We start from the raw sequence: 25,638 nt of genomic DNA on the forward strand, positions 1-25,638 counted from the left end.
CACAAAATGGCTCCGAAATTCGGAGCCATTTTATTTTACTCCAAATTTTACTACTTGGTTGTCATTGTTATACCTATACGAGTAATAACGAACTGGCGAAGCAGTTTCTTTTTTTTGCCACGGATTAACACAGATTAATACATATTTTTTGTCATTTCGACCAACGGGAGAAATCACATAACGTAAGTAATAAATGGGATTCCTCCTGCGTCGGAATGACAAAGATTGCGTTGTAAGTAATGCAAATAGTAAAATTTATAGAAAAACCCTATTTTAACAGGTTACTTGGCACTTTTAATAGGGTAAGTAGCGTATTAAAAATAATAAACTACCTGTTTTAATACCTATTTTTACGTATTAAAAGTAGGATACAACGTGTTTTAATGTGATGCTTACGTATTAAAACCAACAAATAACGTATTTTAATACGTATGCCTAAGTATTAAAACCAACAAATAACGTATTTTAATACGTATGCTAATGTATTAAAAGTAATATACAATGTATCAAAATAGGCACATAAAAAAAGCTGTCCTAAAAGTCTAAATCTTGTTATTCCGAATTTATTTCGGAATCTAAATGTTTTTAAAAATCAAACATTTATTGCAGCTAAAACCAGTTCAGCTTGACAAGATTCAGTCTTTTTGGACAGCCTTAATAAACAACAGAAATATAAAACTTATTCAGTTGGTGGCGTATCGCCATTTGATGTTTTGTTGGTGCTCCCTACTGGTCTTCCTGCAAAAAACTGCCCAATTTCTGCAACTTTAGTTTGATATCCCGTTGCTCCAGCAGACGCTTTATATTTTGAATAATCATAATCGGTAAGCGACGCTTGATAATTGTCCCAATCGTGCAAAATTTTAGCACTGCTAAGTCCATCTATTAGGCTTTGAAGCCGTTGCATGGTGGTTTGTAAAAAAGTTCTGGTGTCGTAGTCATTCATAAACTCCACCCAGTCCACATCGGTGCTGCTTAGTGTGGGTTGGCTGTCTCTAAAATCTTTAACCTTGTTAATAATAAGCTTGTTTTGTTCGTTCACGCTACCATATTGTAGTCGTTCGTCTGCAGTTAAATTGGCAAGTTTTGTTGCTAATGCAGTTTCAAGTGAGGCAACTGCTGTGTTTACTGAGGTTTTCTCTGTTGCAGAAAAGTGTCTGCTGTCAAAATTGGTAAATGGCATGTTAGATTTGGTTAAATTAAACAATATTTTTTTGTAAATTAAAATTAAAAATAATTTGGCTTATACCACATATTTATTATGAAAAATTTAACTTTTTTTATAATTTTTGACTTTATTGTCCGATAAAAAATAAATAAAATTTAAGGACAATTTGGCACACGAATTTTGCCGATGTAACGGATATAATCTGTGTTAATCCTTAAAATCCTTGGCTAATTTTTTTCAAGCATTAGTAAAAATAAATTTCAGAAAAATAGTATAATTAATTTTAACTAATTATTTTTCAGTAAATTAAATTGAATCTATTGGTTTTAATCGGATAAAAATGAGTTTTTGACTTAAAGTCTTTCCAACTTTCGACTTTATCACTTTCGACTTTTAAAACTTTACCTTATATTTGCATTTCATTAAAAAAGCTCAATTATTATGTTTGATAATCTTACCGATAAGTTAGATAAAGCCTTCCATATACTAAAAGGACACGGAAAAATTACGGATGTAAACGTAGCCGATACTTTAAAAGAAGTACGTCGTGCATTGTTAGATGCCGATGTGAACTTTAAAATTGCTAAAGATTTTACTACACGAGTTAAAGATAAAGCTATTGGAGAAAATGTATTAACTACATTACAGCCAGGTCAGTTATTGGTAAAGTTAGTTAAAGATGAATTGACCGAATTAATGGGTGGCGATGTTGCAGGAGTTAATTTATCTGGAAACCCAACCGTTATTTTAATGTCTGGTTTACAAGGTTCTGGTAAAACGACCTTCTCTGGTAAATTAGCTAATTTTTTAAAAACAAAGAAATCTAAAAATCCACTTTTAGTAGCTTGTGATATTTATCGTCCTGCGGCAATTAATCAGTTGCACGTTGTTGGAGATCAAATAGGTGTGGAAGTGTATTCTGAACCTGAAAATAAAAATGCTGTTTCAATAGCCGAAAATGCAATTAAGCACGCAAAAGCAAATGGTTTTAATGTTGTAATTATTGATACCGCTGGTCGTTTAGCTGTTGATGAAGAAATGATGAACGAAATTGCAAACGTTCACAAAGCCATTCAGCCTCACGAAACGTTATTTGTGGTAGATGCTATGACGGGTCAGGATGCAGTAAACACAGCAAAAGCGTTTAATGATAGATTAAACTTCGATGGTGTAATTCTTACAAAATTAGATGGTGATACTCGTGGTGGAGCGGCTATTTCAATTAAATCGGTAGTTAATAAACCTATAAAATTCATTGGTACAGGAGAAAAGATGGACGCAATTGATGTGTTTTATCCTTCTCGTATGGCGGAACGAATTTTAGGAATGGGTGATGTGGTTTCTTTGGTTGAAAGAGCTCAAGAACAATATAACGAAGAGGAAGCCAGAAAAATTCAGAAAAAAATTGCTAAAAATGAATTTGGTTTCGATGATTTCTTAGCGCAAATACAACAAATCAAAAAAATGGGAAGTATGAAAGACCTTGTAGGAATGATTCCTGGAGCTGGAAAAGCGTTAAAAGATGTAGAAATTGAGGATGACGCTTTTAAACACGTAGAAGCCATTATACAATCGATGACACCAATAGAAAGAAGCAAACCAGCAATAATTGATGTGAAGAGAAAAACAAGAATTGCAAAAGGAGCTGGTAGAAAAATAGAAGAAGTGAATCAGTTAATGAAACAGTTCGACCAAATGAGTAAAATGATGAAAATGATGCAAGGCGGCGGCGGAAAAAAACTGATGCAAATGATGGGCGGAATGAAAGGAATGCCTTCAATGCCTGGAATGAAATAAGAACTATATTAAAGTCGAATGTTTTAAAAATTAATTAAAACATTCGACTTTTCAACTATAAAAACAACAACCATGCAATTATTAGACGGAAAAAAAGTTTCAGAAGATATTAAAGAAGAAATTGCTGCTGAAGTAGCAAAAATGAAAGCAAATGGCGAAAAAGTTCCTCATTTAGCTGCAATTATTGTAGGAAATGATGGAGCAAGTTTAACGTATGTTGGTAGTAAAGTTAAAGCGTGTGAAAGAGTAGGTTTTGAATCTACTTTGATAAAAATGCCAAGTACGACTTCGGAAAAAGAATTACTTAAAAAAATTGCTGAATTAAACGAAGATTCAAATATTGATGGTTTTATTGTGCAATTACCTTTACCTCCACAAATTGATACTCAGGAAGTTATTATGGCCATTCATCCATCAAAAGATGTAGATGGTTTTCATCCAGAAAATTTCGGAAAAATGGCTTTAGATATGAGTACGTTTATACCAGCTACACCATTCGGAATTTTAGAATTATTGGAAAGATACAATGTTCAAACGCAAGGAAAACATACTGTTGTAATTGGAAGAAGTCATATTGTGGGTCGTCCTATGAGTATTTTAATGGGAAGAAAAGGTTTTCCGGGTAATTCAACAGTGACAGTTACGCATACACACACTAAAAATATCACTCAAATTACTTCACAAGCAGATATTATTATTTCAGCTCTCGGAGTGCCAAATTATTTAAAGGCAGAAATGGTAAAAGATGATGTAGTGGTTATTGATGTAGGAATTACTCGTGTAGCAGATGAAACAACTGAAAAAGGATATAAAATTGTAGGTGATGTTGATTTTGAAAATGTTTCTAAAAAAGCATCGTTTATAACTCCAGTTCCAGGTGGAGTAGGTCCTATGACAATTGCGATGTTGTTGAAAAACACATTAATAGCAAGAGAAAATAGAAAATAATAAAAAAAATCTCAATTTTAAGTTGAGATTTTTTTTTAATTAAAACTATGTTATTTAGGTTTGAAAATCTAAAAATTTAGTTAATATATCTTCAATTTGTTGTTTAATTGTAATCATTTCCTATTTTTGCTTGTTGCAAACAAAACCAATTTAAAAAAATGAAAATTCAAAACTTTTTTTTAGTCTTATTTTTAACAATTTGCTTTAATTTAATAGCTCAAAACACGACGAAAGACGTGCTTTTTACTATTGATTCAAACGAATATAAAATTGATGAATTTAAAAGAATTTATCTTAAAAATTTAGATTTAGTTAAAGACGATTCGCAAAAAGATTTAAATCAATATTTAGAATTATTTATTGGATATAAATTAAAAGTAAATAAGGCTTATAAGTTAGGATTGCAAAATAATACAAAGTATCAAAGCGAATTAAATTCTTACAGAAATCAACTTTCTAAATCGTATTTAAATGATTCAAAAGTTACCAATCAATTAATTGAAGAAGCCTACAATAGAAGTGTAAAAGAAGTAAAAGCATCGCATATTTTGCTCTCATTTGATGAAAGCATTAAAGGTGCAGATACATTGGCGTTTTATAATAAAGCACTTGCGTTAAAAAAACAAATTGAAAAAGGGGAAAGTTTTGAAACGGTAGCATTGGCTAATTCTCAAGATCCTTCTGTTGCAGATAACAAAGGTAATTTGGGTTATTTTTCAGCTTTCAGAATGGTGCATCCTTTTGAATCAGCAGCTTACAAAACAGAAGTTGGGCAAATTTCTAATCCAGTTAGAACTCGTTTTGGATATCATTTAATAAAGGTTACCGATAAAAGAGACAATAAAGGTGAAGTAACTGTCGCTCATATTATGATTTTAAATCCTTCTGATGCTAAAGAAGAAGCCAAGTTAAAAGCGAAACAAACGATCGATGATATTTCGAAAAAGTTACAACAAGGCGAAAGTTTTGAAGCATTAGCAAGTCAATTTTCGGAAGATAAGTCTACTGCAGTTAAAGGCGGAGTTTTGCAACGTTTTGGAACAGGACAATTAAGTTCTGATGCGTTTGAAAGTGTTGCGTTTTCATTGGAAAATAAAGGAGATATTTCGCAACCATTTGAATCGGGTTTTGGATGGCATATTGTAAAATTAATTGAGAAACATCCAGTAAAATCTTATGCGGATTCAAAATCTGAATTAGAAAATAAAATTAAAAGAGATGAGCGTTCAATAATTATTACGAATACTTTGGCAAGTAAATTAAAAGTAAAATATACTCAAGAAGTAAACAAAACGCAATATAAGAATATTGAAAAAACGGTAACTGATGCCATTTATAGTCAAACTTGGGAGCTTCCAAAAGAAGATCTTTCAATTAAGGAAGATTTACTTGTTATTGCTAAAAACAAAAAAGTGCCTACTTTGTCGTTTGCAAGCTATATTCAATCGCAACAAAAAAATAAGCTTTCGACTAAACCGGTTACGAAATTAGTTTCTGAATTATTTGAATCTTGGAAAGGCGAGCAATTGATAGCCTATTATACCGATAATTTAGAAAACGAATTCATTGATTTCAAAAATGTTATGGACGAATACAGAGATGGATTACTATTGTTTGATTTAATGGAAAAAGAAATCTGGGATAAATCAAAAACAGATACTATTGGGCTTCAAAACTTCTATAATTTAAATAAATCTAAATACAATTGGAAAGAAAGATTTGATGTAGATATTTTGTCGTCAACTGATGAAACCGTGATTGAATCTGCTCAAAAAATGCTTCAAAAAGGAAAAAGTATTGAATATATCAAATCGAAATTAAATAAAAATGATAAAGTAGCCATTATGGTGAAATCTGGTTTATTTGAGAAAAATTATGATATATTAGATAAAATTCAAAATCTAACGGTAGGTGCAAACAACACGTATAAAGATGCAAATTATAGTTTTGTAGTTCATGTAAAAAGCACCAAACCTGCAGAGACAAAAGCCCTTGAAGACTGCAAAAGTAAAGTAATTAACGATTACCAACAGTATTTAGAGTCTACTTGGGTAGATGAGTTAAAAAAAGAATTTAAAATAAATATCAATACCGCAGTTTTTGAAAATGTAAAACAGCAATTAAAATAATAAAAACAGAAATAAACAATGATGCCAATACAAACAATGATTTCGAAATTCACAAATAAAACCAATCTTTTAGCGTTTGCTTTCTTACTTTTTTCAACAATTACTTTTGCGCAAAAAAAGCAAAAAGTAGACGGTGTTGCAGCCGTTGTAGGAAATTACATAGTATTAGATTCTGATATAGATTTAATGCTATTAGAATTAAAAACACAAGGAGTAGATACTGAAAAAATTACACGTTGCGAATTGTTGGGAAAACAACTTGAAGATAAGTTATATGCACATCAAGCAGTACAAGATAGTATTGTGGTTACTGATGAAGAAATAAATTCTTTTATGGATAGCCAAATGAATACTATGGTGGAACAAATTGGTTCTAAAGAAAAATTATTTGAATACTATAAGAAAAAAGACGAAGAAGACTTTAGAAGTTATTTTTTCGAAATTATCAAATTAAACAAATTAACGTCGCAAATGCAACGTAAAATTGTTGATGATATTACAGTAACACCAGATGAAGTAAAACAGTTTTTCAATAAAATTCCTGCCGATAAAATTCCAACTATTGGCGCAGAAATTGAATTGTCTCAAATTGTTGTGAAACCAGTAATTTCTAAAGAAGACAAGCAAAAAGCGATAGATAAATTAAAAGAAATTAGAAACGATGTAATTAATAACGGCGGTAGTTTCTATAGTAAAGCTGTAATTTATTCTGAAGATCCGGGTTCCAGCTCAAACGGTGGATATTATAAAATGAATAAAAAAACGCAGTTTGTAAAGGAATTTAAAGATGTCGCTTTTCGTATGAATGAAGGAGAAATATCAGAACCTTTTGAAACAGAGTTTGGTTTTCATATTATTTTTGTAGAAAAAATTATTGGTCAAGATATAGAATTGCGTCATATTTTAGTGAGTCCAAAAGTAACATCTAAAGCTGTTAAAGAGGCTTCAGATAAAATTGATGGAATCCGCGAAAAAATTCAAAAAGGTGAAATTACGTTTGAAGATGCTGCCAAAGCTTCTTCAGATGATAAAGAAACAAAAAATAACGGTGGACTTTTACTTAATCCGCGTACTTCAGAACCTCGTTTTGAAATTTCAAAATTAGATCCTGCTTTATATAATCAAATAAATGGTTTGGTTCAAGGTGAAATGTCTAAAGTACTTTTAGATCAAGAAAGACAAGGAACAAAGTTTTTTAAAATACTTAAAGTAAATAAAAAAACGGAAGAACATAAAGCAGATTACGGTACAGATTACATCAAAATTAAAGAATTAGCACTTTCTGATAAACAATATCAAGAAATTGGAAAATGGATGGCTGAAAAAATCGAAAAAAACTATATAAAAGTAAGTAACGATTATAAAGAATGTACTTTTGAAAATAATTGGTTAAAAAAATAACCCTTTACCAAATACCTTTTACCCTAAACCCTTTACTCAAAAAGATGTCAGACGTAGCAGCAATTGAAAAATTAGTAAGCAAACAAAAGCAATTGAAACAAGAAATTGCTAAAGTTATTGTAGGTCAAGATGAAGTAGTAAATCAAATTGTTTTGAGTGTTTTTTCTGGTGGTCACGCTTTGTTAGTTGGTGTGCCAGGATTAGCAAAAACGTTGATGGTAAATACTATTTCCGAAGCATTAGGGTTACATTTTAAACGCATTCAGTTTACGCCAGATTTAATGCCTTCAGATATTTTAGGAAGTGAAATTTTAGATGAAACACGAAATTTTAAATTTATAAAAGGTCCGATTTTTTCCAATATTATTTTGGCGGATGAAATTAACAGAACACCACCAAAAACCCAAGCCGCATTATTAGAAGCGATGCAAGAAAAATCGGTTACAGTTGCAGGTCAAAGTTTTAAATTAGATTTACCATTTTTTGTTTTAGCAACTCAAAACCCTATTGAGCAAGAAGGAACCTATCCGTTGCCAGAAGCGCAATTAGACCGTTTTATGTTTGCCATAAATTTAGATTATCCAACTTTTGAAGAAGAAGTTCAAGTAGTGAAAGCCACAACTTCAGATTTGAAGACAACAATAAATCCATTGTTTACTGCGGAAGAAATTATTTCTTATCAGAATTTAATTAGAAAAATTCCTGTCACAGATAATGTAATTGAATATGCTGTAACATTGGTTTCAAAAACCCGCCCAAATAATCCTTTAGCGCCTGATTTTGTTAAAAATTATTTAGATTGGGGAGCAGGTCCTCGTGCGTCTCAAAATTTAATTTTAGCAGCAAAAACTAATGCAGCTATTAACGGAAAATTTTCTCCAGATATTGAAGACATTCAAGCTGTTGCTTTCGGAATTTTACGCCACAGAATTGTCAAAAATTACAAAGCTGATGCCGAAGGAATTTCAGAAGAAGACATCATCAGAAAACTTTTTTAACAACAGGCCTTTTTGTTAATTTGACAAAATACACTACCGTTTTTTTCGAATTTCGTAGTTTAATTTACTTAAATTAAGAATTCCTAAATAATCACCCCTTTTGTGTTTTATTTTTGAATTAAATTCATTAAAATAGAATAATTACAAATAATAATTTCGGGAATATCGTTTTTTATTATAAATTTTTTAATCTAAAAAGAATTGGTTAAATTTGTATCAGTTTTAAAACAGATTAATAAATTATCATAATATTTTTGATATGGAAACGAATATTTATAAAGAGTACATTAAAGAAATTGAAGAACGTAAAGGTCAGGGATTGCATCCAAAACCAATTGATGGTGCTGATTTACTTAAAGCGATCGTTTCTCAAATAAAAGATGTAACAAACGAAAATAGAAAAGATTCACTTACGTTTTTTATCTACAATACGTTGCCAGGTACTACAAGTGCAGCAGTTGAAAAAGCAAATTTCTTAAAAGAAATAATTCTTGGCGAATCTGTAGTTAATGAAATTACTCCTGCATTTGCATTTGAGTTATTATCTCATATGAAAGGTGGGCCTTCTATAAAAGTGTTGCTTGATATCGCTTTAGGAAACAATTTAGATATTGCAAAAGAAGCTGCAAACGTTTTAAAAACGCAAGTATATTTATATGATGCAGATACAGATCGTTTAAAAGAAGCGTATAAAAATGGAAATGCAATTGCTACAGAAATTTTAGAAAGTTATGCTAAGGCAGAATTTTTTACGAAACTTCCTGAAATTGCAGAAGAAATAAAAGTAGTGACCTTTATAGCAGGTGAAGGTGATATTTCTACAGATTTACTTTCTCCGGGAAATCAAGCCCATTCACGTTCTGATAGAGAATTGCACGGAAAGTGTATGATTACACCTAAAGCACAAGAAGAAATTAAAGCCTTACAAGCTCAACATCCAGACAAATCTGTAATGTTAATTGCCGAAAAAGGTACAATGGGTGTAGGTTCATCACGTATGTCGGGTGTAAATAATGTGGCGCTTTGGACAGGTAAACAAGCCAGCCCTTATGTTCCTTTTGTAAATTTTGCGCCAATTGTTGCAGGGACAAACGGAATTTCTCCAATTTTCTTAACGACAGTTGATGTTACGGGTGGAATTGGTTTAGATTTAAAGAACTGGGTTAAAAAGACGGATTCAAACGGAGAAGTTATTCGTAATGAAAGTGGTGACCCTGTTTTAGAACACGTATATTCTGTGGAAACAGGAACGGTACTTACTATCAATACAAAAACAAAGAAATTATATAATGGCGATAAAGAATTAATTGATATTTCTAAAGCCTTCACACCTCAAAAATTAGAATTTATTAAAGCCGGTGGTTCTTATGCTATTGTTTTTGGGAAGAAAATTCAAACTTTTGCAGCTGAAACACTTGGTGTCGAAGCGCCATTAGTATATGCGCCTTCAAAAGAAATCTCAATTGACGGACAAGGTCTTACTGCTGTTGAAAAAATATTCAATAGAAATGCTGTTGGTACTATTTCTAAAAAAGTATTACACGCGGGTTCAGATGTTCGTGTAGAGGTAAATATTGTAGGTTCGCAAGATACAACGGGTTTAATGACAGCTCAAGAATTAGAATCTATGGCTGCAACAGTAATTTCTCCAATTGTAGATGGTGCGTATCAATCGGGTTGTCATACTGCGTCAGTTTGGGATAAAAAAGCACAAGCAAATATTCCGAAATTAATGCAATTTATGAACGATTTCGGATTAATTACGGCTCGTGATCCTAAAGGCGTTTATCATCCAATGACAGACGTTATTCATAAAGTTCTTAATGATATAACCATTGATGAATGGGCCATTATTATTGGTGGAGATTCGCATACGCGTATGTCTAAAGGTGTTGCTTTTGGTGCTGATTCTGGTACTGTAGCTTTAGCTTTAGCAACTGGTGAAGCGTCAATGCCAATTCCAGAATCTGTAAAAGTTACTTTTAAAGGTACTATGAAATCATATATGGATTTCCGTGATGTGGTTCACGCTACTCAAGCACAAATGCTACAACAATTTGGTGGTGAAAATGTATTCCAAGGTAGAATTATTGAAGTACATTTAGGAACTTTAACGGCTGATCAAGCGTTTACATTTACGGATTGGACAGCAGAAATGAAAGCCAAAGCATCTATTTGTATTTCTGAAGATGATACTTTAATTGAATCGTTAGAAATTGCAAAAGGAAGAATTCAAATTATGATTGATAAAGGAATGGACAATCATAATAAAGTACTTCAAGGATTAATTAATAAAGCAAATAAACGAATTGCAGAAATTAAATCAGGTGATAAACCAGCTTTAAGACCAGATACAAATGCAAAATATAGCGCAGAAGTTGTTGTAGATTTAGATGTAATCGCAGAGCCTATGATTGCTGATCCAGATGTAAACAATAAAGATGTTTCTAAACGATATACACACGATACGATTCGTCCATTATCTTTTTATGGAGGAACAAAAAAGGTAGATTTAGGATTTATCGGTTCTTGTATGGTACACAAAGGAGATATGAAAATTTTAGCTCAAATGCTTAAAAATGTGGAAGCACAAAAAGGAGAAGTTAAATTTAATGCACCCTTAGTAGTTGCTCCACCAACCTATAATATTGTTGACGAATTAAAAGCAGAAGGTGATTGGGAAGTTCTTCAAAGATATTCTGGTTTCGAATTTGACGATAATGCTCCAAAAGGTGCAGCTCGTACAGAATACGAAAATATGTTATATTTAGAGCGACCAGGTTGTAATCTTTGTATGGGTAATCAAGAAAAAGCTTCAAAAGGAGACACGGTTATGGCTACTTCAACTCGTTTATTCCAAGGAAGAGTAGTGGAAGATACTGCTGAGAAAAAAGGAGAGTCTTTATTGTCTTCAACTCCAGTAGTAGTCTTATCAACAATTTTAGGAAGAACGCCAACCATTGAAGAATACAAAAAAGCAGTAGAAGGTATTAACTTAACTAAGTTTGCGCCTTCGCATAAATTATTAACGAATTAATTTATAGTACATATAAACGAAAAACGCCAAGTGAAAGCTTGGCGTTTTTTTATTTAATAATTTATGAAAAACTATTGAGTTTTATCTTTTTATATTTTATTACAATCTTAATCAACCAAAACAGGTGCAATGCGATGATTGGTAGTACTATGAATACTTGCACTTTGTTTACAATATAAGCTAAATAAACCATTGTGAGCGCCATACAAATTTGACCAAATAAAATGGTTTTTCGAGTATTCTTTTTCCAATAAAAATAAGCAAACAACAATAGTAACGGATTGAATAATAAGATGTTGTAATTCCATAGAATTTCTTCGTGTAACGAATAAAATCCTACTAGACTGAAAAACAATCCTAAAAACCCTGCAAAAATGAAATAGGTAATTTGTATGCCTTTTTTGTTTATTAAAATCAAAATTACAATCGCAGCTAATAAAGAATAAATAGAATTTATATAGGAAAATGGCTTTGTAATGGTTTCTTTATTTAAAATTTCGGAAGGTTTTGCGATTTTTTTTCCATTTTGAGTGGCAGTATTTAATACTTTTTCAAATTCTAAAGGTAAAAATAGGCGAGTCGCGGATTGGTCAACTTTAGTTCCAAAAATAATTTGAATCCCTAATTTCATATAAAAATCCGACATATACGGATATAAAATTTCTCTGTAACTTTGCTCTGATTTCGGTTGTTTTAGAATTTCTTCGCCTAAAATTTTATTGATTTTATCTACAACCATTGTAGTACAATTTTTATCAATAAATTTATAGGTATAAAAGCGTTCTTCGGAAGTTAAACTACTGTTGAGTTCATTCAATAGTTGTTGTTTTTGTGCTGTAGTTAAATTTAATTCTTGTGCTACAATACTTCTGCCGTCTAATTTGTAATTATATTCAAAATCGTAGTAATTTTCGCTTGTTACAAAATATTGTAAATCACCTTTTACAAATTTCATCATAAAATTTGGTGTCGAAAAATCAAAAGCACCATAATTATACACCACGTCAATTTGATTTACATTATCTGTAATTCGAATTCCTGTATGTCCATACATTGCGTAAGAAACAGGCGCCGTTCCGCAAGTTAAAATACTAACTTTCGCATTGTCTGACAAAATTACATTTTGAGATATACCAATAATGGGAAGTAATAAGAAAAGTAATTTTTTTAGCATATTATATGTGTTTTTAACGACTAATAAAAGTCTAATATCTATATTCTATTCTCTATATTCTCAAAAAATTATCTTCTAAAAATTCCTAAATCCACTTTTACAGAAAAGACATTAGAATATAGCGCCGCACTTTGATTTCCTAAATCAGTTAAGGCGTAATCTACTTGAATGCCTTTGTATTTAAAACCTAAACCAATATTTGGTTGAAAACTTACTTTGTTTGTATTATCAATTTGTGTGATTTGTTGAAAATTCCCAATACCAGCTCGTAAAAAAGCCAAATCAATATATCCGAATTCCAAACCAACTGCAGGACTAATGCTTACCATACTTGTAGAAATAATATCATTTGTTTGTGCAAATTCCATATTCAAATTGGCTGCGGTTGTTAAGGTGTAATCGTAATGAAATTCGAATTTTTTTGACAATCCAAATTGTGCTTTTGGTAACGTAATTTCACTGGTTTCAGGTAATTCTTGGTTTTCACCTGGAACCGCATTTTTTATTTTTTCATATTCTTCTTCGTTGATGGTCCAAGTGTTGTATGTTGTCGTGATATCTCGTAACATTAAACCAAATTTCCAATCGTTTTTGTTTTGAAATTGTAAGCCTACATCAAATCCAAAACCCCAAGAAGAGGCAAAATCGCCAATAATTCTTCGAATTACTTTGGCATTCACACCATAATTAAAACCTTGAACGGGTAATTTTCTGGCGTATGAAAACGTAACGCCATAATCGGCAGTTGAAAAAAGAGAAATTCTATTATAATCAATATTACCCTGACTGTCAATTAATTGAGTGGTATTTAAAATATCATCTACCCCAAAACGAATTAAAGAAATTCCGAAAGCGCTTCTGTCGTCAATTGGCATAGCAAAACAGGCGTAATCATATTGCGCAATATTTGCAAAATAATTCGCGTGCATTAAAGCAATTTGTTTGTCTTCCAATTGTAAAATTCCTGCTGGATTCCAATATCCTGAATTTACATCCGAGGTTTGTGCAGTTACCGCATTACTCATTCCTAACGCCGCCGCATCCACTCCAATGTTTAAAAATTCGTTGGAATATTTACGAATAGTTTGTCCGAAAAATGACGTGGAAGTCAGCAACCCGATGAATACTATTATTTTTTTCAAATCATTTAAATCTAACAACAAATATCATAATTTCTTCTTTAATAAACTCAAATTCTTTCAATTTATTGTTTACATTTGCTATAGAAAATTCATAATAAAAAAAAACATTACTTAATGAGTATCAAAAAACACATTCCAAATACCATCACTTTGTTGAATTTATTAGCAGGTTTGCTGTCATTAATTCACGCATTTAACGGGAATTATAATGAAGCTTTTTCATTGGTTTGTTTGGGAATTTTCTTCGATTATTGGGATGGTTTTTTTGCCAGAATTTGGAAAGTACAAAGTCCAATTGGTTTACAATTGGATTCTTTAGCAGATATGGTGACAAGTGGAGTGGTGCCAGGATTGGTAATGTATAAAATGTTAGCAGATATTCAGGAAAACCAATCGCAATATAATTTAACAGAAGACACGTATTATATGGGTGTTGTACCATATTTAGGATTTTTAATCACTTTAGCATCTTGTTACAGATTGGCTAAATTTAATATCGATACGCGTCAAACGGATTCGTTTATTGGTTTGCCAACACCAGCAAATGCTTTGTTAATTATGAGTATTCCAATGATTCAGTTTCATTCAGAATTTGAATGGTTGGTTGATTTTTTAAGTAATCCTTATGTTTTAGTTGGAATTACAGTTTTAAGTTCGTATTTATTAAATGCAGAAATTCCTTTATTTTCTTTAAAAGTAAAAAGTTTTAGCTGGGAAAAATATAAAATGCAAGTCGTATTTTTAATCCTTTCTTTAATTTTATTAATCTTGTTAGAATTTATCGCCATCCCAATTATCATTTTGTTATATGTGATTTTATCGGTTGTGAATAATGCGATTGCTAAGAAAGTGTAGAAAAAATCACATATCAATAGTACTTTGAAATATAGTTATGAAAAATAAGAGAATGACAAATATTAATAGAATTATATTCAAAATACATTTTTTCGTTTTGAGCTTTGTCATTTTAAATTATTTGGTACAATTAATAACGAATTTCGGAATTAATAGTAGTCTAATTTTTATTTTAAAGCTCCTGATATATGTTAGTGGGTTCACATTATTTTTTCTCAATAGAAAACCATTCAAGAAACTCGCGGTATATTATTTCTATTACTTTATTTCAATTTTAACAGGAATTCTATTTTATATTTTCGGAGGAATTTTTTTAGGAATATTAACTTCAATATTTCTGAAACTTGTTTATCCAAAAGAAATTAAATATCAGAAAGAAAATTTAAAAGTTTATTCATCTTTCAATGGGTTTTTAGGGGCTTGTTGCCAATATGAAATAGTAGAAAATAAACTTTTGATATTTGAAAAGTATTATGGAATAATTAAAATAGAAGGACAATTGGAATCTTTAAAAAGCGATATAAAACTTTTAAATAATAAAGTTCAATATAAACACAAGGTAATAAATTTTAAAGGAGAAACTAAAATTGAAACCGACACAGTTGAAAAGATTGAACTTGAATAAAGTTACTACAAATGATAACTAATTCAAGGAATGGTGAGGTTTGAGTTTTACGATTTTTAATATTAAGTTTTGTTTATTTTTGAGAATTCTTGGTTTTGGTGTTTCGTCACTTCTTTAAGACACTAAACAAATTAAATTATTAATATAATGGCAACAAGAAGAAAATATACTTCTAAAAGAAAAAAACAAACTTTAATTAGTCCGAAATCTTTCAAATGGATTCTTGGACTTTTTTTGTTATTATGTACGATTGTTTTCGTGTACCAGAAAAAAGATATGTTATTATATTATTTGGGATTTAAAACTAAAAACACCGAATTAACTGCAAATCAGAGGAAATTAGAAGATAAACGCATAAATGATATCGTTGCCAATCACGAAGGTAAAATTTTCGGCATTGATGTTTCTCAGTATCAAGGTACTATTGATTGGGGAAATCTTGAAGCTATTGAGGAGCAATTTGAAATTAAGTTTGTTGTGGTTCGGGCAACAGCCGGAAGTAAAAAAGCAGATAGAAACTTCAAAAAAAATTGGAGAAATTTATCATCAACTGTTTATATTCAGGGTGCTTATCATTATTATCGTCCAGATGAAAATTCAACCGATCAAGCCAATAATTTTATTAAGAATGTAAAATTACGAAAAGGACATTTGCCACCAATTTTAGATATCGAAAAAATGCCTAAAGGGCAATCGATGGACAAATTAAAGAAAGGGTTACAAAATTGGTTAACACTAGTAGAAAAAGAGTACGGAGTGAAACCGATAATATATACGGGTGAAAAATATTATGAAGATTTTTTGCGAGACGATTTCCCAGACTACTTATTTTGGATAGCAAACTACAATCCTTGGAAAGAAAAAATTGAAGATGATTATTTAATGTGGCAATTTACTGAGAAAGCAAAACTTCACGGCGTTAATGAATTAGTTGATGTCAATGTTTTCAACGGAAACGTTGAGGATTTAAAGAAAGTGTGTATTAAATAATCCATTTTTTGGGTAAAAATGCCATAGAAAATACGATTAAAAAAATAATAGCAATTAATAACGCAACAGATTTTGAATTGGCAAAGTTAGTGGTCCAGCCCATCCAAGCTTCTCTTTTTGGCGGTAATAATCTTTCATCTTCTGGATTATAATAAAACACGCCACATTTCCAATTATTTGGGTCTTTGCGCCAAGCTTCTAATTGTTCTTTTGATGGATTTTTCATATGATAGGTACGCGGATAATATGGGTTTTAATCGATTTATACAGATTTTTTAATCATTGCATTTACTTAAATTTGTATAAGGAAGATATTTCCCTGCGTCTTAATGACGAATTAAACACATTCTTGCAATTACAATTGAGACGCTTTCAGCGTGACAAACGTGGTGTGAAAAATAAATTCTATTTGTCTATGTGTTTAGTTATTTATCTAATTCAACTTCTTTCGGAGCATTGAAGTCGATTTTTGTTTTTCTTAATTCGAAATTCTGACCTAAATATACACGTCTTACCATTTCGTCTTCTACTAATTCTTCTGGTTTTCCTGCTTTTAAGATACCACCTTCGAACATTAAATAGGTTTTATCTGTGATGGCTAATGTTTCTTGTACGTTATGGTCGGTTATTAATATTCCGATGTTTTTATTTTTTAATTGTGCTACGATTCTTTGAATATCTTCAACTGCAACTGGGTCAACTCCTGCAAACGGTTCATCTAATAAAATAAATTTTGGGTCTGTTGCCAAACAACGTGCAATTTCAGTTCTTCTTCGTTCGCCACCTGATAATAAATCGCCACGATTTGTACGAATATGACCTAATGAAAACTCTTCAATTAAGCTTTCCATTTTGGCTTCTTGTTCGGCTTTGGTTAAATTTGTTAATTGTAAAACCGATAAAATATTGTCTTCAATGCTTAATTTTCTAAAAACCGATGCTTCTTGCGCTAAGTAACCAATTCCGTTTTGGGCACGTTTGTACATTGGATAATCGGTAATATTCATATCGTCTAAATAAATATTTCCGCTATTTGGCTTCACTAAACCTACAATCATATAAAAAGAAGTCGTTTTTCCAGCGCCATTTGGGCCTAATAAACCCACAATTTCGCCTTGGTTTACTTCAACAGAAATGCCTTTTACAACGCTCCTTTTCTTATATGTTTTAACTAAATTTTCGGCTCTTAATTTCATTTTTTCTATGAGTTTCAAAGTAACTAAGTTACAAAGTGGCTAAGTTATTTTTTACAAATAAACGAATATTCAAATAAACGATTATACAAATTAACAATTATTTAGTTCCTGCTTCTTCCAACGCTTCCCAAAACTCATAAGCTCTACGCAAATGCGGAATTACGATTGTACCACCAACTAAAGTAGCAATACTCATAGCTTCCATCATTTCTGTACGATTTACTCCGTTTTTATAAGCCGTTTCTAAATGATATTTTATACAATCATCACAACGTAAAACCGCTGAAGCTACTAATCCTAATAATTCTTTAGTTTTCACATCAAGTGCACCTTCGCTATATGCGTTGGTGTCTAAGTTGAAAATTCTTTTAATTACTTTATTATCATCGGCTAATAATTTTTCATTCATTTTAGCACGATAGTCGTTAAACTCGGAAATTAAATCACTCATTATATTGTGGTTATTGATTTGTTGTTTTTCTTAAAGATAAAAGCACTAATAAAAATACTAATTTCGTAAAGTATAATTAACGGGATTGTGACTATAACTTGGCTAATTACATCTGGCGGTGTTACTATTGCAGCAATAATTAAGATAATTACATATGCCCATTTTCTGTATTCTCTTAAAAAAGAAGGGGTTACCAACCCTAAAGTTGATAAGAAATAAATTATGATTGGTAATTCGAAAATTAAACCAGTAGCTAAAGTAGTAGTTTTTACAGTTCCGATGTAAGAATTGACATTAATATCATTTTTAATTACATCAGAAACGGTAAATGTTGATAAAAAATTCAACGATAAGGGTGTTAACACAAAATAACCAAATAACACGCCTAAAAAGAATAACAAAGAGGAAATAACTATAAATTTTACCGCATTTCTTTTTTCTTTTTTATATAATGCTGGACTAATGAAATTCCAAAATTGTAATAAAATATAAGGGAAACTTATGATAAATCCTGCAGTAATACACGTCCAAACTAATAAAGAAATTTGCCCTTCAATTTCGGTGTTTTGAATACTGAAATTCAAAGTAGCATCGCAAAAACTTTTGTCTAAATCATATTTATTTGCCAAATCACAAAAAAACTGATAGGTAATAAAATCACCTTTCATAGGTCCGAAAATGATCGTTTGAAAGATAAAATCACTAAAAACCCAAGCAATTGCTCCTCCTGTTAAAATAGCAGCCGAACTTCTCACTAACAACCATCTTAATTCCTCAAGATGATCTAAAAAAGTCATTTCGTTAATGTTTTTTTTGTTCTTTTTTGCCATTATACAATTCCTTCTTTTAAAATATCGTGTAAATGTAACACGCCTTTATAGGTTCCATTATCAATTACCATCAATTGTGTAATTTTATTATCTTCCAATACATCTAAAGCTTCTGCAACCAAAACCGTTGAAGCAATTGATTTAGGGTTTTTGGTCATAATATCTTGTGCAGTTAAGTCTGAAAAAGATTCTCTATCAGTTAACATTCGTCTAATGTCACCATCTGTAATAATACCTATTACAACGTCATTTTCAACAACAGCAGTAACGCCTAATCGTTTTTCGGATATTTCCATAATTACTTTCTTGATGGAAGCATTAGGAGTCACTTGTGGTGCGTGTGTTGTATCTAACATGTCTTTTACACGCAACAATAGTTTTTTTCCTAAGGCACCACCGGGATGATATTTGGCAAAATCCGCGGCTTGAAAACCTCTCATTTTCATCAAACAAATTGCTATGGCATCACCTAAAACCAATTGCGCAGTGGTGCTATTTGTAGGAGCTAAACCAAGCGGACAACTTTCTTCATCTACGTGAGCTAATAAAACCAAATCGGAAGAAGTAGCTAAAAAAGAACTTGGATTAGCCGTCATTCCAATTAAAGTAGTACCAAAATTTTTGATAATTGGCGCCAAAACTTTAATTTCAGGGCTATTTCCACTTTTTGAAATACATAAAACAACGTCGCCTTTTTGAATCATTCCTAAATCGCCGTGAATGGCTTCAGCAGCGTGTAAAAATATAGATGGTGTGCCTGTAGAATTTAATGTGGCTACAATTTTCTGAGCAATAATGGCACTTTTTCCAATACCAGTAACTACTAATCGTCCTTTGGAATCGAAAATTAATTGAACCGTTTTGGCAAAATCTTCAGTAAGATATTGTGTAAGTTTCGCAATACTTTCACTTTGAGACAGGATAGATTGCTTTGCGTTTTCTAATATAGTTTGTGTTGTATTCAAAATTAAATGAATTATATTTTTGTTTTTAAAGAATAGTTGTATCTTTATGATTGCAAATTTAGACAAAATTCAAATAATAATTGTCTAAAATTATTTGTTTATAAGTTCAACCCATTATTTCATGAAAGAACAGAATATAGATTTATACAAAGAGTTAAAAAAATACTTTGGATTTTCACAATTTAAAGGTTTACAAGAAAAAGTAGTTACAAGTATTATTTCTGGTAATAATACCTTTGTAATTATGCCAACAGGTGGAGGTAAATCATTATGTTATCAATTGCCTGCATTGGTTTTAGACGGAACGGCTATTGTGGTTTCTCCACTTATTGCTTTAATGAAAAATCAAGTAGATGCCATCAGAAGTATGGGGTCTGATGTTGGCGTAGCTCATGTTTTAAATTCTTCATTAAATAAAACAGAAGTCAATCAGGTAAAAGCAGATATATTATCTGGAAAAACTAAAATGCTATACGTAGCCCCTGAATCATTAACTAAAGAGGATTATATTCAGTTTTTAAAAACAGTGAAAATATCCTTCGTAGCCATTGATGAAGCACATTGTATTTCAGAATGGGGACATGATTTTAGACCAGAATACAGAAATTTAAGAAGTATTATTAAGCAATTAGGTGATGTGCCAATTATTGGACTTACTGCAACGGCTACTCCGAAAGTACAAGAAGATATCTTGAAAAATTTAGATATGCCAAATGCCAATACGTTTAAAGCTTCTTTTAACCGACCAAATTTATATTACGAAATACGTCCGAAAACAAAAAATGTTCAAGGTGATATTATACGATTTATCAAGCAACACAAAGGAAAATCAGGTGTTATCTATTGCTTAAGTAGAAAAAAAGTGGAAGAAATTGCACAGGTTCTTCAGGTAAACGGAATTTCTGCAGTGCCTTATCATGCAGGTTTAGATGCGAAAACACGTGCCAAACATCAAGATATGTTTCTTATGGAAGATGTTGATGTGGTGGTGGCCACTATCGCTTTCGGTATGGGAATTGACAAACCAGATGTACGATTTGTAATTCATCACGACATTCCAAAATCATTAGAAAGTTATTATCAAGAAACAGGAAGAGCAGGAAGAGATGATGGTGAAGGAATTTGTTTGGCGTACTATTCGTATAAAGATATTGAAAAGTTAGAGAAATTTATGTCTGGAAAACCAATTGCTGAACAAGAAATTGGTTATGCTTTATTACAAGAAGTGGTAGCTTATGCAGAAACTTCTATGTCGAGACGAAAATATTTACTTCACTATTTCGGAGAAGAATTTGACGAGGTTAATGGCGAAGGAGCCGATATGGATGATAATGTTAGAAATCCAAAAGTTAAAACAGAAGCTCAAAATCAAATAGTTACATTGCTAAAAGTCATTAACGATACGAAACAGTTATTTAAATCTAAAGAAGTCATAATGGCTTTAGTAGGTAAAATTAATGCCATTATTAAAGCACAAAAAATTGATACCTTAAAAACATTTGGAAGTGGTGCTAAGCATGACGAAAAATACTGGATGGCATTAATTCGTCAGGTTTTAGTGGCAGGATTAATTTCAAAAGACATTGAAAGTTATGGTGTTTTAAAAGTAACACATGCCGGACAAGATTTTATTGAAAAACCATATTCATTTATGGTGGCAGAAGATCATGAGTTTAGTGAAGAAGAAGACGAAAATATCATCGCAGCAGCAAAAGCAACAGGAACTGCCGATGCAGTATTAATGTCTATGCTAAAAGATTTACGTAAAAAAGAAGCCAAAAAGCATAATGTGCCACCTTTTGTAGTGTTTCAAGACCCTTCTTTGGAAGATATGGCCCTTAAATATCCAATTACCATTGACGAGTTAAGCAACGTTCACGGTGTAGGAGAAGGTAAGGCAAAGAAATTCGGAAACCCGTTTATTGAATTGATTTCAAGATATGTAGATGAAAATGATATTATTCGTCCAGATGATTTAGTAGTAAAATCTACAGGAGCCAATTCCATAAATAAATTATACATTATTCAAAATATCGATAGAAAATTAGCCTTAGATGATATCGCTTCAGCTAAAGGATTAAAATTTGACGATTTATTAAAAGAAATGGAACAAATTGTATTTTCTGGAACCAAATTAAATATTAAATATTGGATTGATGATATTTTAGATGAAGAGCAACAAGAAGAAATTCATGAATATTTTATGGAATCCGAATCGGACAACATAGAAAATGCACTTAAAGAGTTTGATGGTGAATATGATACGGAAGAATTACGATTAATGCGAATCAAATTTATAAGCGAAGTAGCGAATTAAAAATGTAGTCAAAAGTCGAAGTTCGAAAGTCATAAAGTAACTTATAGATTTACTTTCGACTTTCGAACTTCGACTTTAGACTAAATAAACTTCACCTCGATGTGGTCGTAAAGCATCTCTAAAAATAATCATATCGGCTTCTTCTACAACTAAATAGGCAATAGCGTACATTTCGTTTAATATTTCAAAGCCAGTAATTTTTAATATGTAATTTTCTTTATCTAAAAATTCTTTCAGATGAATTTCGTGATGCTCCGCAGTTTTAGCAGCAGCTTGTCCACGAAAATCCCAAATTAGTTTTATTTGTCTCATTTAGCAAAGTTACAAATCATTTTAGCGCTTTTCAAATAGATTTCTATTCCTTAATAAAATTCGTACTTTTGCCTTATAATTTAAGTTTAAAATAAATGCCTCGCGAACTACTTATTCAAGTTTCTCCAGAAATGGCGAATAACGAACAAATGTTATATCAATATGTTTCTAAATTGGTACATACTTCTGTATCCGATTTACAAAAAATTGTGATACTTAAACGTTCAATTGATGCGCGTCAAAAAGCCATAAAATTTAATTTAAAACTAAATATTTATTTTAAAGATGAGGTGTTTACTGAATCTAAAATAGAATTACCAAATTATCCTAATGTCACTAATAAACAAGAAGTTATAGTTGTTGGTGCAGGTCCTGCTGGATTATTTGCTGCTTTGCAATTAATCGAATTAGGTTTAAAACCAATAGTTTTAGAACGCGGAAAAGAGGTTCGAGGCAGACGTAGAGATTTAAAAGCAATAAATGTTGATGGAATTGTAAACGCGGATTCTAATTATTGTTTTGGAGAAGGCGGAGCAGGAACGTATTCTGACGGAAAATTATACACACGTTCCAAAAAACGCGGTGATGTAGATAGAATTTTACAATTATTAGTAGCTTTTGGTGCAACCGAAGAAATTTTAGTTGAAGCACATCCACACATCGGAACCAATAAATTACCTCAAATTATTCAAGATATTCGAGAGAAAATTATCGAATGTGGCGGACAAGTTTTGTTTGAAACACGAGTTACAGATATTTTAGTTAAAAATAATGAAGTAGACGGAATTGTAACGCAAAACGGAGAAACGATTTATGCTAAAAAAATCATTTTAGCAACAGGACATTCGGCACGTGATATTTTTGAATTGCTTCATAAAAAAGATATTTTCATTGAAGCAAAACCGTTCGCATTAGGTGTTCGAGCGGAACATCCGCAAGAGTTAATTGATAAAATTCAATATTCTTGTGATTTCCGTGGCGAGTTTTTACCGCCTTCACCTTATTCTATTGTAAGACAAGTAAATGGACGTGGAATGTACTCGTTTTGTATGTGCCCGGGGGGCGTTATTGCGCCTTGTGCCACTGCTGAAGGTGAAGTAGTTACAAATGGTTGGAGCCCAAGTAAAAGAGATCAAGCAACAGCCAATTCGGGTATTGTAGTAGAGTTACGTTTAGAAGATTTTAAACCTTTTGAAAAATTTGGCCCTTTAGCAGGAATGGAATTTCAAAAAGCTATTGAACAAAAAGCTTGGCAATTGGCTGGAAAAACACAAAAAGTTCCCGCACAAAGAATGATTGATTTTACACAAACAAAAGTTTCGGCAGCTATCCCAAAAACATCTTATGTTCCGGGAACAACCTCTGTAGAATTAGGCGAAGTTTTTCCGACGTTTTTAACACAAACGCTTCGTGAAGGTTTTTCTGCATTTGGAAAATCTATGAAAGGTTATTTAACAAATGATGCCATTTTACACGCACCAGAAAGCAGAACATCCTCACCAGTTCGAATCCCAAGGGATAACTTTACATTAGAACACGTTCAAATTAAAGGATTATATCCTTGCGGAGAAGGCGCGGGTTACGCAGGTGGAATTATTTCTGCTGCTATTGATGGCGAAAAATGTGCATTGAAAATTGCAGAGGCATTAAGTAATTAAAATAAACTTTGCGAAACTTGCGAAAACCTTAGCGTCTTTGCGGTAAAAAAAAAACTCTATGACATTAAAAGGACAAAATATTCATTTACGAGCTCTCGAACCCGAAGATTTAGATTTTCTATACGAAATAGAAAACAACGAATCGATTTGGGAAGTGAGCAATACGCAAACACCCTACAGTAAATGGGTGTTGAAAAACTATTTAGAAAACGCACATTTGGATATTTATGAAGCAAAACAATTGCGATTGGTAATTGTGCTTTCAGAAACCAATGAAACAGTTGGATGCATAGATTTATTTGATTTTGATGCGAAAAATAGTCGTGCTGGAATTGGTATAATAATTTCTGAAAACTATAGAAATCAAGGTATTGGAAAAGAAACCTTGCAATTGATTTCCAATTATGCTTTCACATATTTAAATTTACATCAATTATTTGCAAATATTACTGTAAATAATGAAGCCAGTTTGTTGCTTTTTAGTAATTTTGGGTTTCAAAAAATAGGCATTAAAAAAGACTGGATCAATATAAAAGGTGCTTTTGTAGATGAAGCGCTTTTTCAATTCATAAACGTAAAATAAAAAATTTTGGAAGCGAAAAAATTATTTTTAAGAATTATAAGTATAGGAGCGGCTCTTATAATTATTAGTGGTGGATATGTAATAAATAAAGCCTTTACAGGTAACACAAAATTTGAACAAGAGGAAGTTTTTGTATATGTTCCAACTGATTCAAAATACGAAGATGTAAAGAAAATATTAGCGCCTTATATTGAAAATCAATCCAAAATTGATTGGGTCGCTTCAAAAAGAGATTATGATTCAAATGTAAAATCAGGAAAATTTTTACTTAAAAAAGGAATGAGCAGTTTCAGTATTGTTCGTGCCTTACGATTAAATACTCCTGTGAAATTAGCTTTCAATAATCAAGAAAAAGTTCAAGATTTATTTGTGAGAATTGCCTCTCAAATTGAACCAGATATTACAAAATTGAATGAAATTTTCACAAATGATACTTTTCTACAAGAAAACGGTTTAAATAAAGATAATGTAATGTCGTTTTTTATTCCGAATAGCTACGAATTTTATTGGAACATTTCACCTGAAGAATTTGCAGAGAAACTTACAAAAGAATATAAAAGATTTTGGAATGATGGCAGATTAGCGAAAGCCAAAGCCTTAAATTTAACTCCAGCTCAAGTGTATACTTTAGCTTCAATAGTTCACAAAGAAACTGCAAAAGCAGATGAAAGACCAAAAGTAGCAGGTGTATATTTAAATCGACTTAACAGAAATATGCCATTACAAGCCGATCCAACCGTAATTTTTGCTTTAAAACAAAAATCAAATGATTGGAATTTAGTAGTAAAACGCGTAATGCATAATGATTTAATTGTAAATTCGCCTTACAATACATATAAAAACACGGGTTTGCCACCAGGCCCTATTTTTATGCCAGATGTTTCGGCAATTGATGCGGTTTTAAATCCAGAAAAACACAACTACTTATATTTTTGTGCCAGTGTGGAAAAATTTGGATATCACGAATTTGCAACAGATTATAATGCGCATTTAAAAGTGGCCGCAAAATATGCAGACTGGGTAAAAAAGCAGAATTATAAAAGATAATTTTTAGTGTAAATT

22 protein-coding genes are annotated in these 25,638 nt (G+C 31.5%); 13 read left to right on the forward strand and 9 right to left on the reverse strand.

Annotation, left to right across the window (positions count from 1 at the left end; all coding sequences use genetic code 11):
* Positions 1 to 679: 679 nt before the first annotated feature.
* Positions 680 to 1,183, reverse strand: a complete 504-nt coding sequence (locus tag KA468_RS00800) for a hypothetical protein (protein ID WP_291241055.1) — start codon at positions 1,181 to 1,183, stop codon at positions 680 to 682.
* A 426-nt stretch (positions 1,184 to 1,609) separates the two neighbouring features.
* Between KA468_RS00800 and ffh the strand changes: the two genes are divergently transcribed.
* The 6 genes from ffh to KA468_RS00830 all read left to right on the forward strand — a co-directional run bounded on the left by ffh (position 1,610) and on the right by KA468_RS00830 (position 11,478).
* Positions 1,610 to 2,965: a signal recognition particle protein gene (gene ffh / locus KA468_RS00805; protein ID WP_291241056.1), complete on the forward strand. Its 1,356-nt coding sequence runs from the start codon at positions 1,610 to 1,612 to the stop codon at positions 2,963 to 2,965.
* A gap of 72 nt (positions 2,966 to 3,037) precedes the next feature.
* Positions 3,038 to 3,913: a tetrahydrofolate dehydrogenase/cyclohydrolase catalytic domain-containing protein gene (locus KA468_RS00810; protein ID WP_291241057.1), complete on the forward strand. Its 876-nt coding sequence runs from the start codon at positions 3,038 to 3,040 to the stop codon at positions 3,911 to 3,913.
* A gap of 158 nt (positions 3,914 to 4,071) precedes the next feature.
* Positions 4,072 to 6,042 carry a peptidylprolyl isomerase gene (locus KA468_RS00815; RefSeq protein ID WP_291241058.1) on the forward strand — a complete coding sequence of 657 codons (1,971 nt, stop codon included), beginning with the start codon at positions 4,072 to 4,074 and terminating at the stop codon, positions 6,040 to 6,042.
* An 18-nt stretch (positions 6,043 to 6,060) separates the two neighbouring features.
* Positions 6,061 to 7,443, forward strand: a complete 1,383-nt coding sequence (locus KA468_RS00820) for a peptidylprolyl isomerase (RefSeq protein WP_291241059.1) — start codon at positions 6,061 to 6,063, stop codon at positions 7,441 to 7,443.
* A 44-nt stretch (positions 7,444 to 7,487) separates the two neighbouring features.
* On the forward strand, positions 7,488 to 8,441 hold the full coding sequence (locus KA468_RS00825; RefSeq protein WP_291241060.1) for a MoxR family ATPase: 954 nt from the start codon (positions 7,488 to 7,490) through the stop codon (positions 8,439 to 8,441).
* Between the two features lie 259 nt (positions 8,442 to 8,700).
* Positions 8,701 to 11,478, forward strand: coding sequence for a bifunctional aconitate hydratase 2/2-methylisocitrate dehydratase (locus tag KA468_RS00830; protein ID WP_291241061.1), 2,778 nt, complete (start codon positions 8,701 to 8,703; stop codon positions 11,476 to 11,478).
* A 61-nt stretch (positions 11,479 to 11,539) separates the two neighbouring features.
* On the opposite strand, the gene KA468_RS00835 is transcribed toward KA468_RS00830, so the two are convergent.
* Both KA468_RS00835 and KA468_RS00840 read right to left on the reverse strand, forming a co-directional pair.
* Entirely contained in the window at positions 11,540 to 12,652 is a 1,113-nt protein-coding gene (locus KA468_RS00835; protein WP_291241062.1) for a DUF4105 domain-containing protein, read from the reverse strand.
* Positions 12,653 to 12,720: 68 nt separating this feature from the next.
* On the reverse strand, positions 12,721 to 13,764 hold the full coding sequence (locus KA468_RS00840) for a PorV/PorQ family protein (RefSeq protein WP_291241127.1): 1,044 nt from the start codon (positions 13,762 to 13,764) through the stop codon (positions 12,721 to 12,723).
* 150 nt (positions 13,765 to 13,914) lie between these two features.
* On the opposite strand from KA468_RS00840, the gene KA468_RS00845 reads away from it, so the two are divergent.
* The 3 genes from KA468_RS00845 to KA468_RS00855 all read left to right on the forward strand — a co-directional run bounded on the left by KA468_RS00845 (position 13,915) and on the right by KA468_RS00855 (position 16,264).
* Entirely contained in the window at positions 13,915 to 14,649 is a 735-nt protein-coding gene (locus KA468_RS00845) for a CDP-alcohol phosphatidyltransferase family protein (RefSeq protein WP_291241128.1), read from the forward strand.
* Positions 14,650 to 14,686: 37 nt separating this feature from the next.
* Positions 14,687 to 15,274 (forward strand): hypothetical protein, encoded by a 588-nt coding sequence (locus KA468_RS00850; RefSeq protein WP_291241063.1) that lies wholly within the window; start codon positions 14,687 to 14,689, stop codon positions 15,272 to 15,274.
* Between the two features lie 147 nt (positions 15,275 to 15,421).
* Complete coding sequence (locus tag KA468_RS00855) at positions 15,422 to 16,264, forward strand: GH25 family lysozyme (RefSeq protein ID WP_291241064.1); 843 nt, start codon at positions 15,422 to 15,424, stop codon at positions 16,262 to 16,264.
* Here KA468_RS00855 and KA468_RS00860 read toward each other — a convergent pair.
* The 5 genes from KA468_RS00860 to KA468_RS00880 form a co-directional block, all read right to left on the reverse strand.
* The gene (locus tag KA468_RS00860) at positions 16,257 to 16,490 is read right to left on the reverse strand and encodes a DUF5808 domain-containing protein (RefSeq protein ID WP_291241065.1); all 234 of its coding nucleotides are present in this window, start codon (positions 16,488 to 16,490) and stop codon (positions 16,257 to 16,259) included. The genes KA468_RS00855 and KA468_RS00860 overlap by 8 nt on opposite strands.
* 199 nt (positions 16,491 to 16,689) lie before the next feature.
* Positions 16,690 to 17,460 carry an LPS export ABC transporter ATP-binding protein gene (gene lptB / locus KA468_RS00865; RefSeq protein WP_291241066.1) on the reverse strand — a complete coding sequence of 257 codons (771 nt, stop codon included), beginning with the start codon at positions 17,458 to 17,460 and terminating at the stop codon, positions 16,690 to 16,692.
* Positions 17,461 to 17,557: 97 nt separating this feature from the next.
* The gene (locus KA468_RS00870) at positions 17,558 to 17,911 is read right to left on the reverse strand and encodes a carboxymuconolactone decarboxylase family protein (RefSeq protein ID WP_291241067.1); all 354 of its coding nucleotides are present in this window, start codon (positions 17,909 to 17,911) and stop codon (positions 17,558 to 17,560) included.
* Positions 17,911 to 18,741, reverse strand: coding sequence for a twin-arginine translocase subunit TatC (gene tatC / locus KA468_RS00875; RefSeq protein ID WP_291241068.1), 831 nt, complete (start codon positions 18,739 to 18,741; stop codon positions 17,911 to 17,913). Before tatC ends, KA468_RS00870 begins: the two co-directional genes overlap by 1 nt.
* Positions 18,741 to 19,706 carry a KpsF/GutQ family sugar-phosphate isomerase gene (locus KA468_RS00880; protein WP_291241069.1) on the reverse strand — a complete coding sequence of 322 codons (966 nt, stop codon included), beginning with the start codon at positions 19,704 to 19,706 and terminating at the stop codon, positions 18,741 to 18,743. The genes tatC and KA468_RS00880 overlap by 1 nt, the downstream gene beginning before the upstream one ends.
* Before the next feature lie 121 nt (positions 19,707 to 19,827).
* Here KA468_RS00880 and recQ point away from each other — a divergent pair, with 121 nt between their 5' ends.
* Positions 19,828 to 22,023, forward strand: a complete 2,196-nt coding sequence (gene recQ, locus KA468_RS00885; protein ID WP_291241070.1) for a DNA helicase RecQ — start codon at positions 19,828 to 19,830, stop codon at positions 22,021 to 22,023.
* A gap of 75 nt (positions 22,024 to 22,098) precedes the next feature.
* Here the strand turns inward: recQ and KA468_RS00890 are convergent, their stop codons facing one another.
* Positions 22,099 to 22,335: a hypothetical protein gene (locus KA468_RS00890; protein WP_291241071.1), complete on the reverse strand. Its 237-nt coding sequence runs from the start codon at positions 22,333 to 22,335 to the stop codon at positions 22,099 to 22,101.
* Between the two features lie 95 nt (positions 22,336 to 22,430).
* Between KA468_RS00890 and KA468_RS00895 the strand changes: the two genes are divergently transcribed.
* From KA468_RS00895 to mltG, 3 genes are read left to right on the forward strand one after another with little or no spacing between them, the layout of a single operon-like run.
* Positions 22,431 to 23,993, forward strand: a complete 1,563-nt coding sequence (locus KA468_RS00895; protein ID WP_291241072.1) for an NAD(P)/FAD-dependent oxidoreductase — start codon at positions 22,431 to 22,433, stop codon at positions 23,991 to 23,993.
* A 58-nt stretch (positions 23,994 to 24,051) separates the two neighbouring features.
* Positions 24,052 to 24,576 carry a GNAT family protein gene (locus tag KA468_RS00900; protein ID WP_291241073.1) on the forward strand — a complete coding sequence of 175 codons (525 nt, stop codon included), beginning with the start codon at positions 24,052 to 24,054 and terminating at the stop codon, positions 24,574 to 24,576.
* Between the two features lie 6 nt (positions 24,577 to 24,582).
* Positions 24,583 to 25,623: an endolytic transglycosylase MltG gene (gene mltG, locus KA468_RS00905; RefSeq protein WP_291241074.1), complete on the forward strand. Its 1,041-nt coding sequence runs from the start codon at positions 24,583 to 24,585 to the stop codon at positions 25,621 to 25,623.
* Positions 25,624 to 25,638 lie beyond the last annotated feature (15 nt).

The organism is Flavobacterium sp., assembly GCF_017985075.1.
In the GTDB taxonomy this organism is placed as follows: Bacteria; Bacteroidota; Bacteroidia; order Flavobacteriales; family Flavobacteriaceae; genus Flavobacterium.

What these genes read in the sequence shown, in the direction of transcription:
- recQ (WP_291241070.1), top strand. Translation starts at nt 19,828, where the DNA reads ATGAAAGAACAGAATATAGATTTATACAAAGAGTTAAAAAAATACTTT.
- KA468_RS00830 (WP_291241061.1), top strand. Translation starts at nt 8,701, where the DNA reads ATGGAAACGAATATTTATAAAGAGTACATTAAAGAAATTGAAGAACGT.
- ffh (WP_291241056.1), top strand. Translation starts at nt 1,610, where the DNA reads ATGTTTGATAATCTTACCGATAAGTTAGATAAAGCCTTCCATATACTA.
- lptB (WP_291241066.1), bottom strand. Translation starts at nt 17,460, where the DNA reads ATGAAATTAAGAGCCGAAAATTTAGTTAAAACATATAAGAAAAGGAGC.
- KA468_RS00855 (WP_291241064.1), top strand. Translation starts at nt 15,422, where the DNA reads ATGGCAACAAGAAGAAAATATACTTCTAAAAGAAAAAAACAAACTTTA.
- KA468_RS00895 (WP_291241072.1), top strand. Translation starts at nt 22,431, where the DNA reads ATGCCTCGCGAACTACTTATTCAAGTTTCTCCAGAAATGGCGAATAAC.
- KA468_RS00820 (WP_291241059.1), top strand. Translation starts at nt 6,061, where the DNA reads ATGATGCCAATACAAACAATGATTTCGAAATTCACAAATAAAACCAAT.
- KA468_RS00890 (WP_291241071.1), bottom strand. Translation starts at nt 22,335, where the DNA reads ATGAGACAAATAAAACTAATTTGGGATTTTCGTGGACAAGCTGCTGCT.
- KA468_RS00810 (WP_291241057.1), top strand. Translation starts at nt 3,038, where the DNA reads ATGCAATTATTAGACGGAAAAAAAGTTTCAGAAGATATTAAAGAAGAA.
- KA468_RS00815 (WP_291241058.1), top strand. Translation starts at nt 4,072, where the DNA reads ATGAAAATTCAAAACTTTTTTTTAGTCTTATTTTTAACAATTTGCTTT.
- KA468_RS00900 (WP_291241073.1), top strand. Translation starts at nt 24,052, where the DNA reads ATGACATTAAAAGGACAAAATATTCATTTACGAGCTCTCGAACCCGAA.
- KA468_RS00800 (WP_291241055.1), bottom strand. Translation starts at nt 1,183, where the DNA reads ATGCCATTTACCAATTTTGACAGCAGACACTTTTCTGCAACAGAGAAA.
- tatC (WP_291241068.1), bottom strand. Translation starts at nt 18,741, where the DNA reads ATGGCAAAAAAGAACAAAAAAAACATTAACGAAATGACTTTTTTAGAT.
- KA468_RS00835 (WP_291241062.1), bottom strand. Translation starts at nt 12,652, where the DNA reads ATGCTAAAAAAATTACTTTTCTTATTACTTCCCATTATTGGTATATCT.
- KA468_RS00860 (WP_291241065.1), bottom strand. Translation starts at nt 16,490, where the DNA reads ATGAAAAATCCATCAAAAGAACAATTAGAAGCTTGGCGCAAAGACCCA.
- KA468_RS00870 (WP_291241067.1), bottom strand. Translation starts at nt 17,911, where the DNA reads ATGAGTGATTTAATTTCCGAGTTTAACGACTATCGTGCTAAAATGAAT.
- KA468_RS00850 (WP_291241063.1), top strand. Translation starts at nt 14,687, where the DNA reads ATGAAAAATAAGAGAATGACAAATATTAATAGAATTATATTCAAAATA.
- KA468_RS00825 (WP_291241060.1), top strand. Translation starts at nt 7,488, where the DNA reads ATGTCAGACGTAGCAGCAATTGAAAAATTAGTAAGCAAACAAAAGCAA.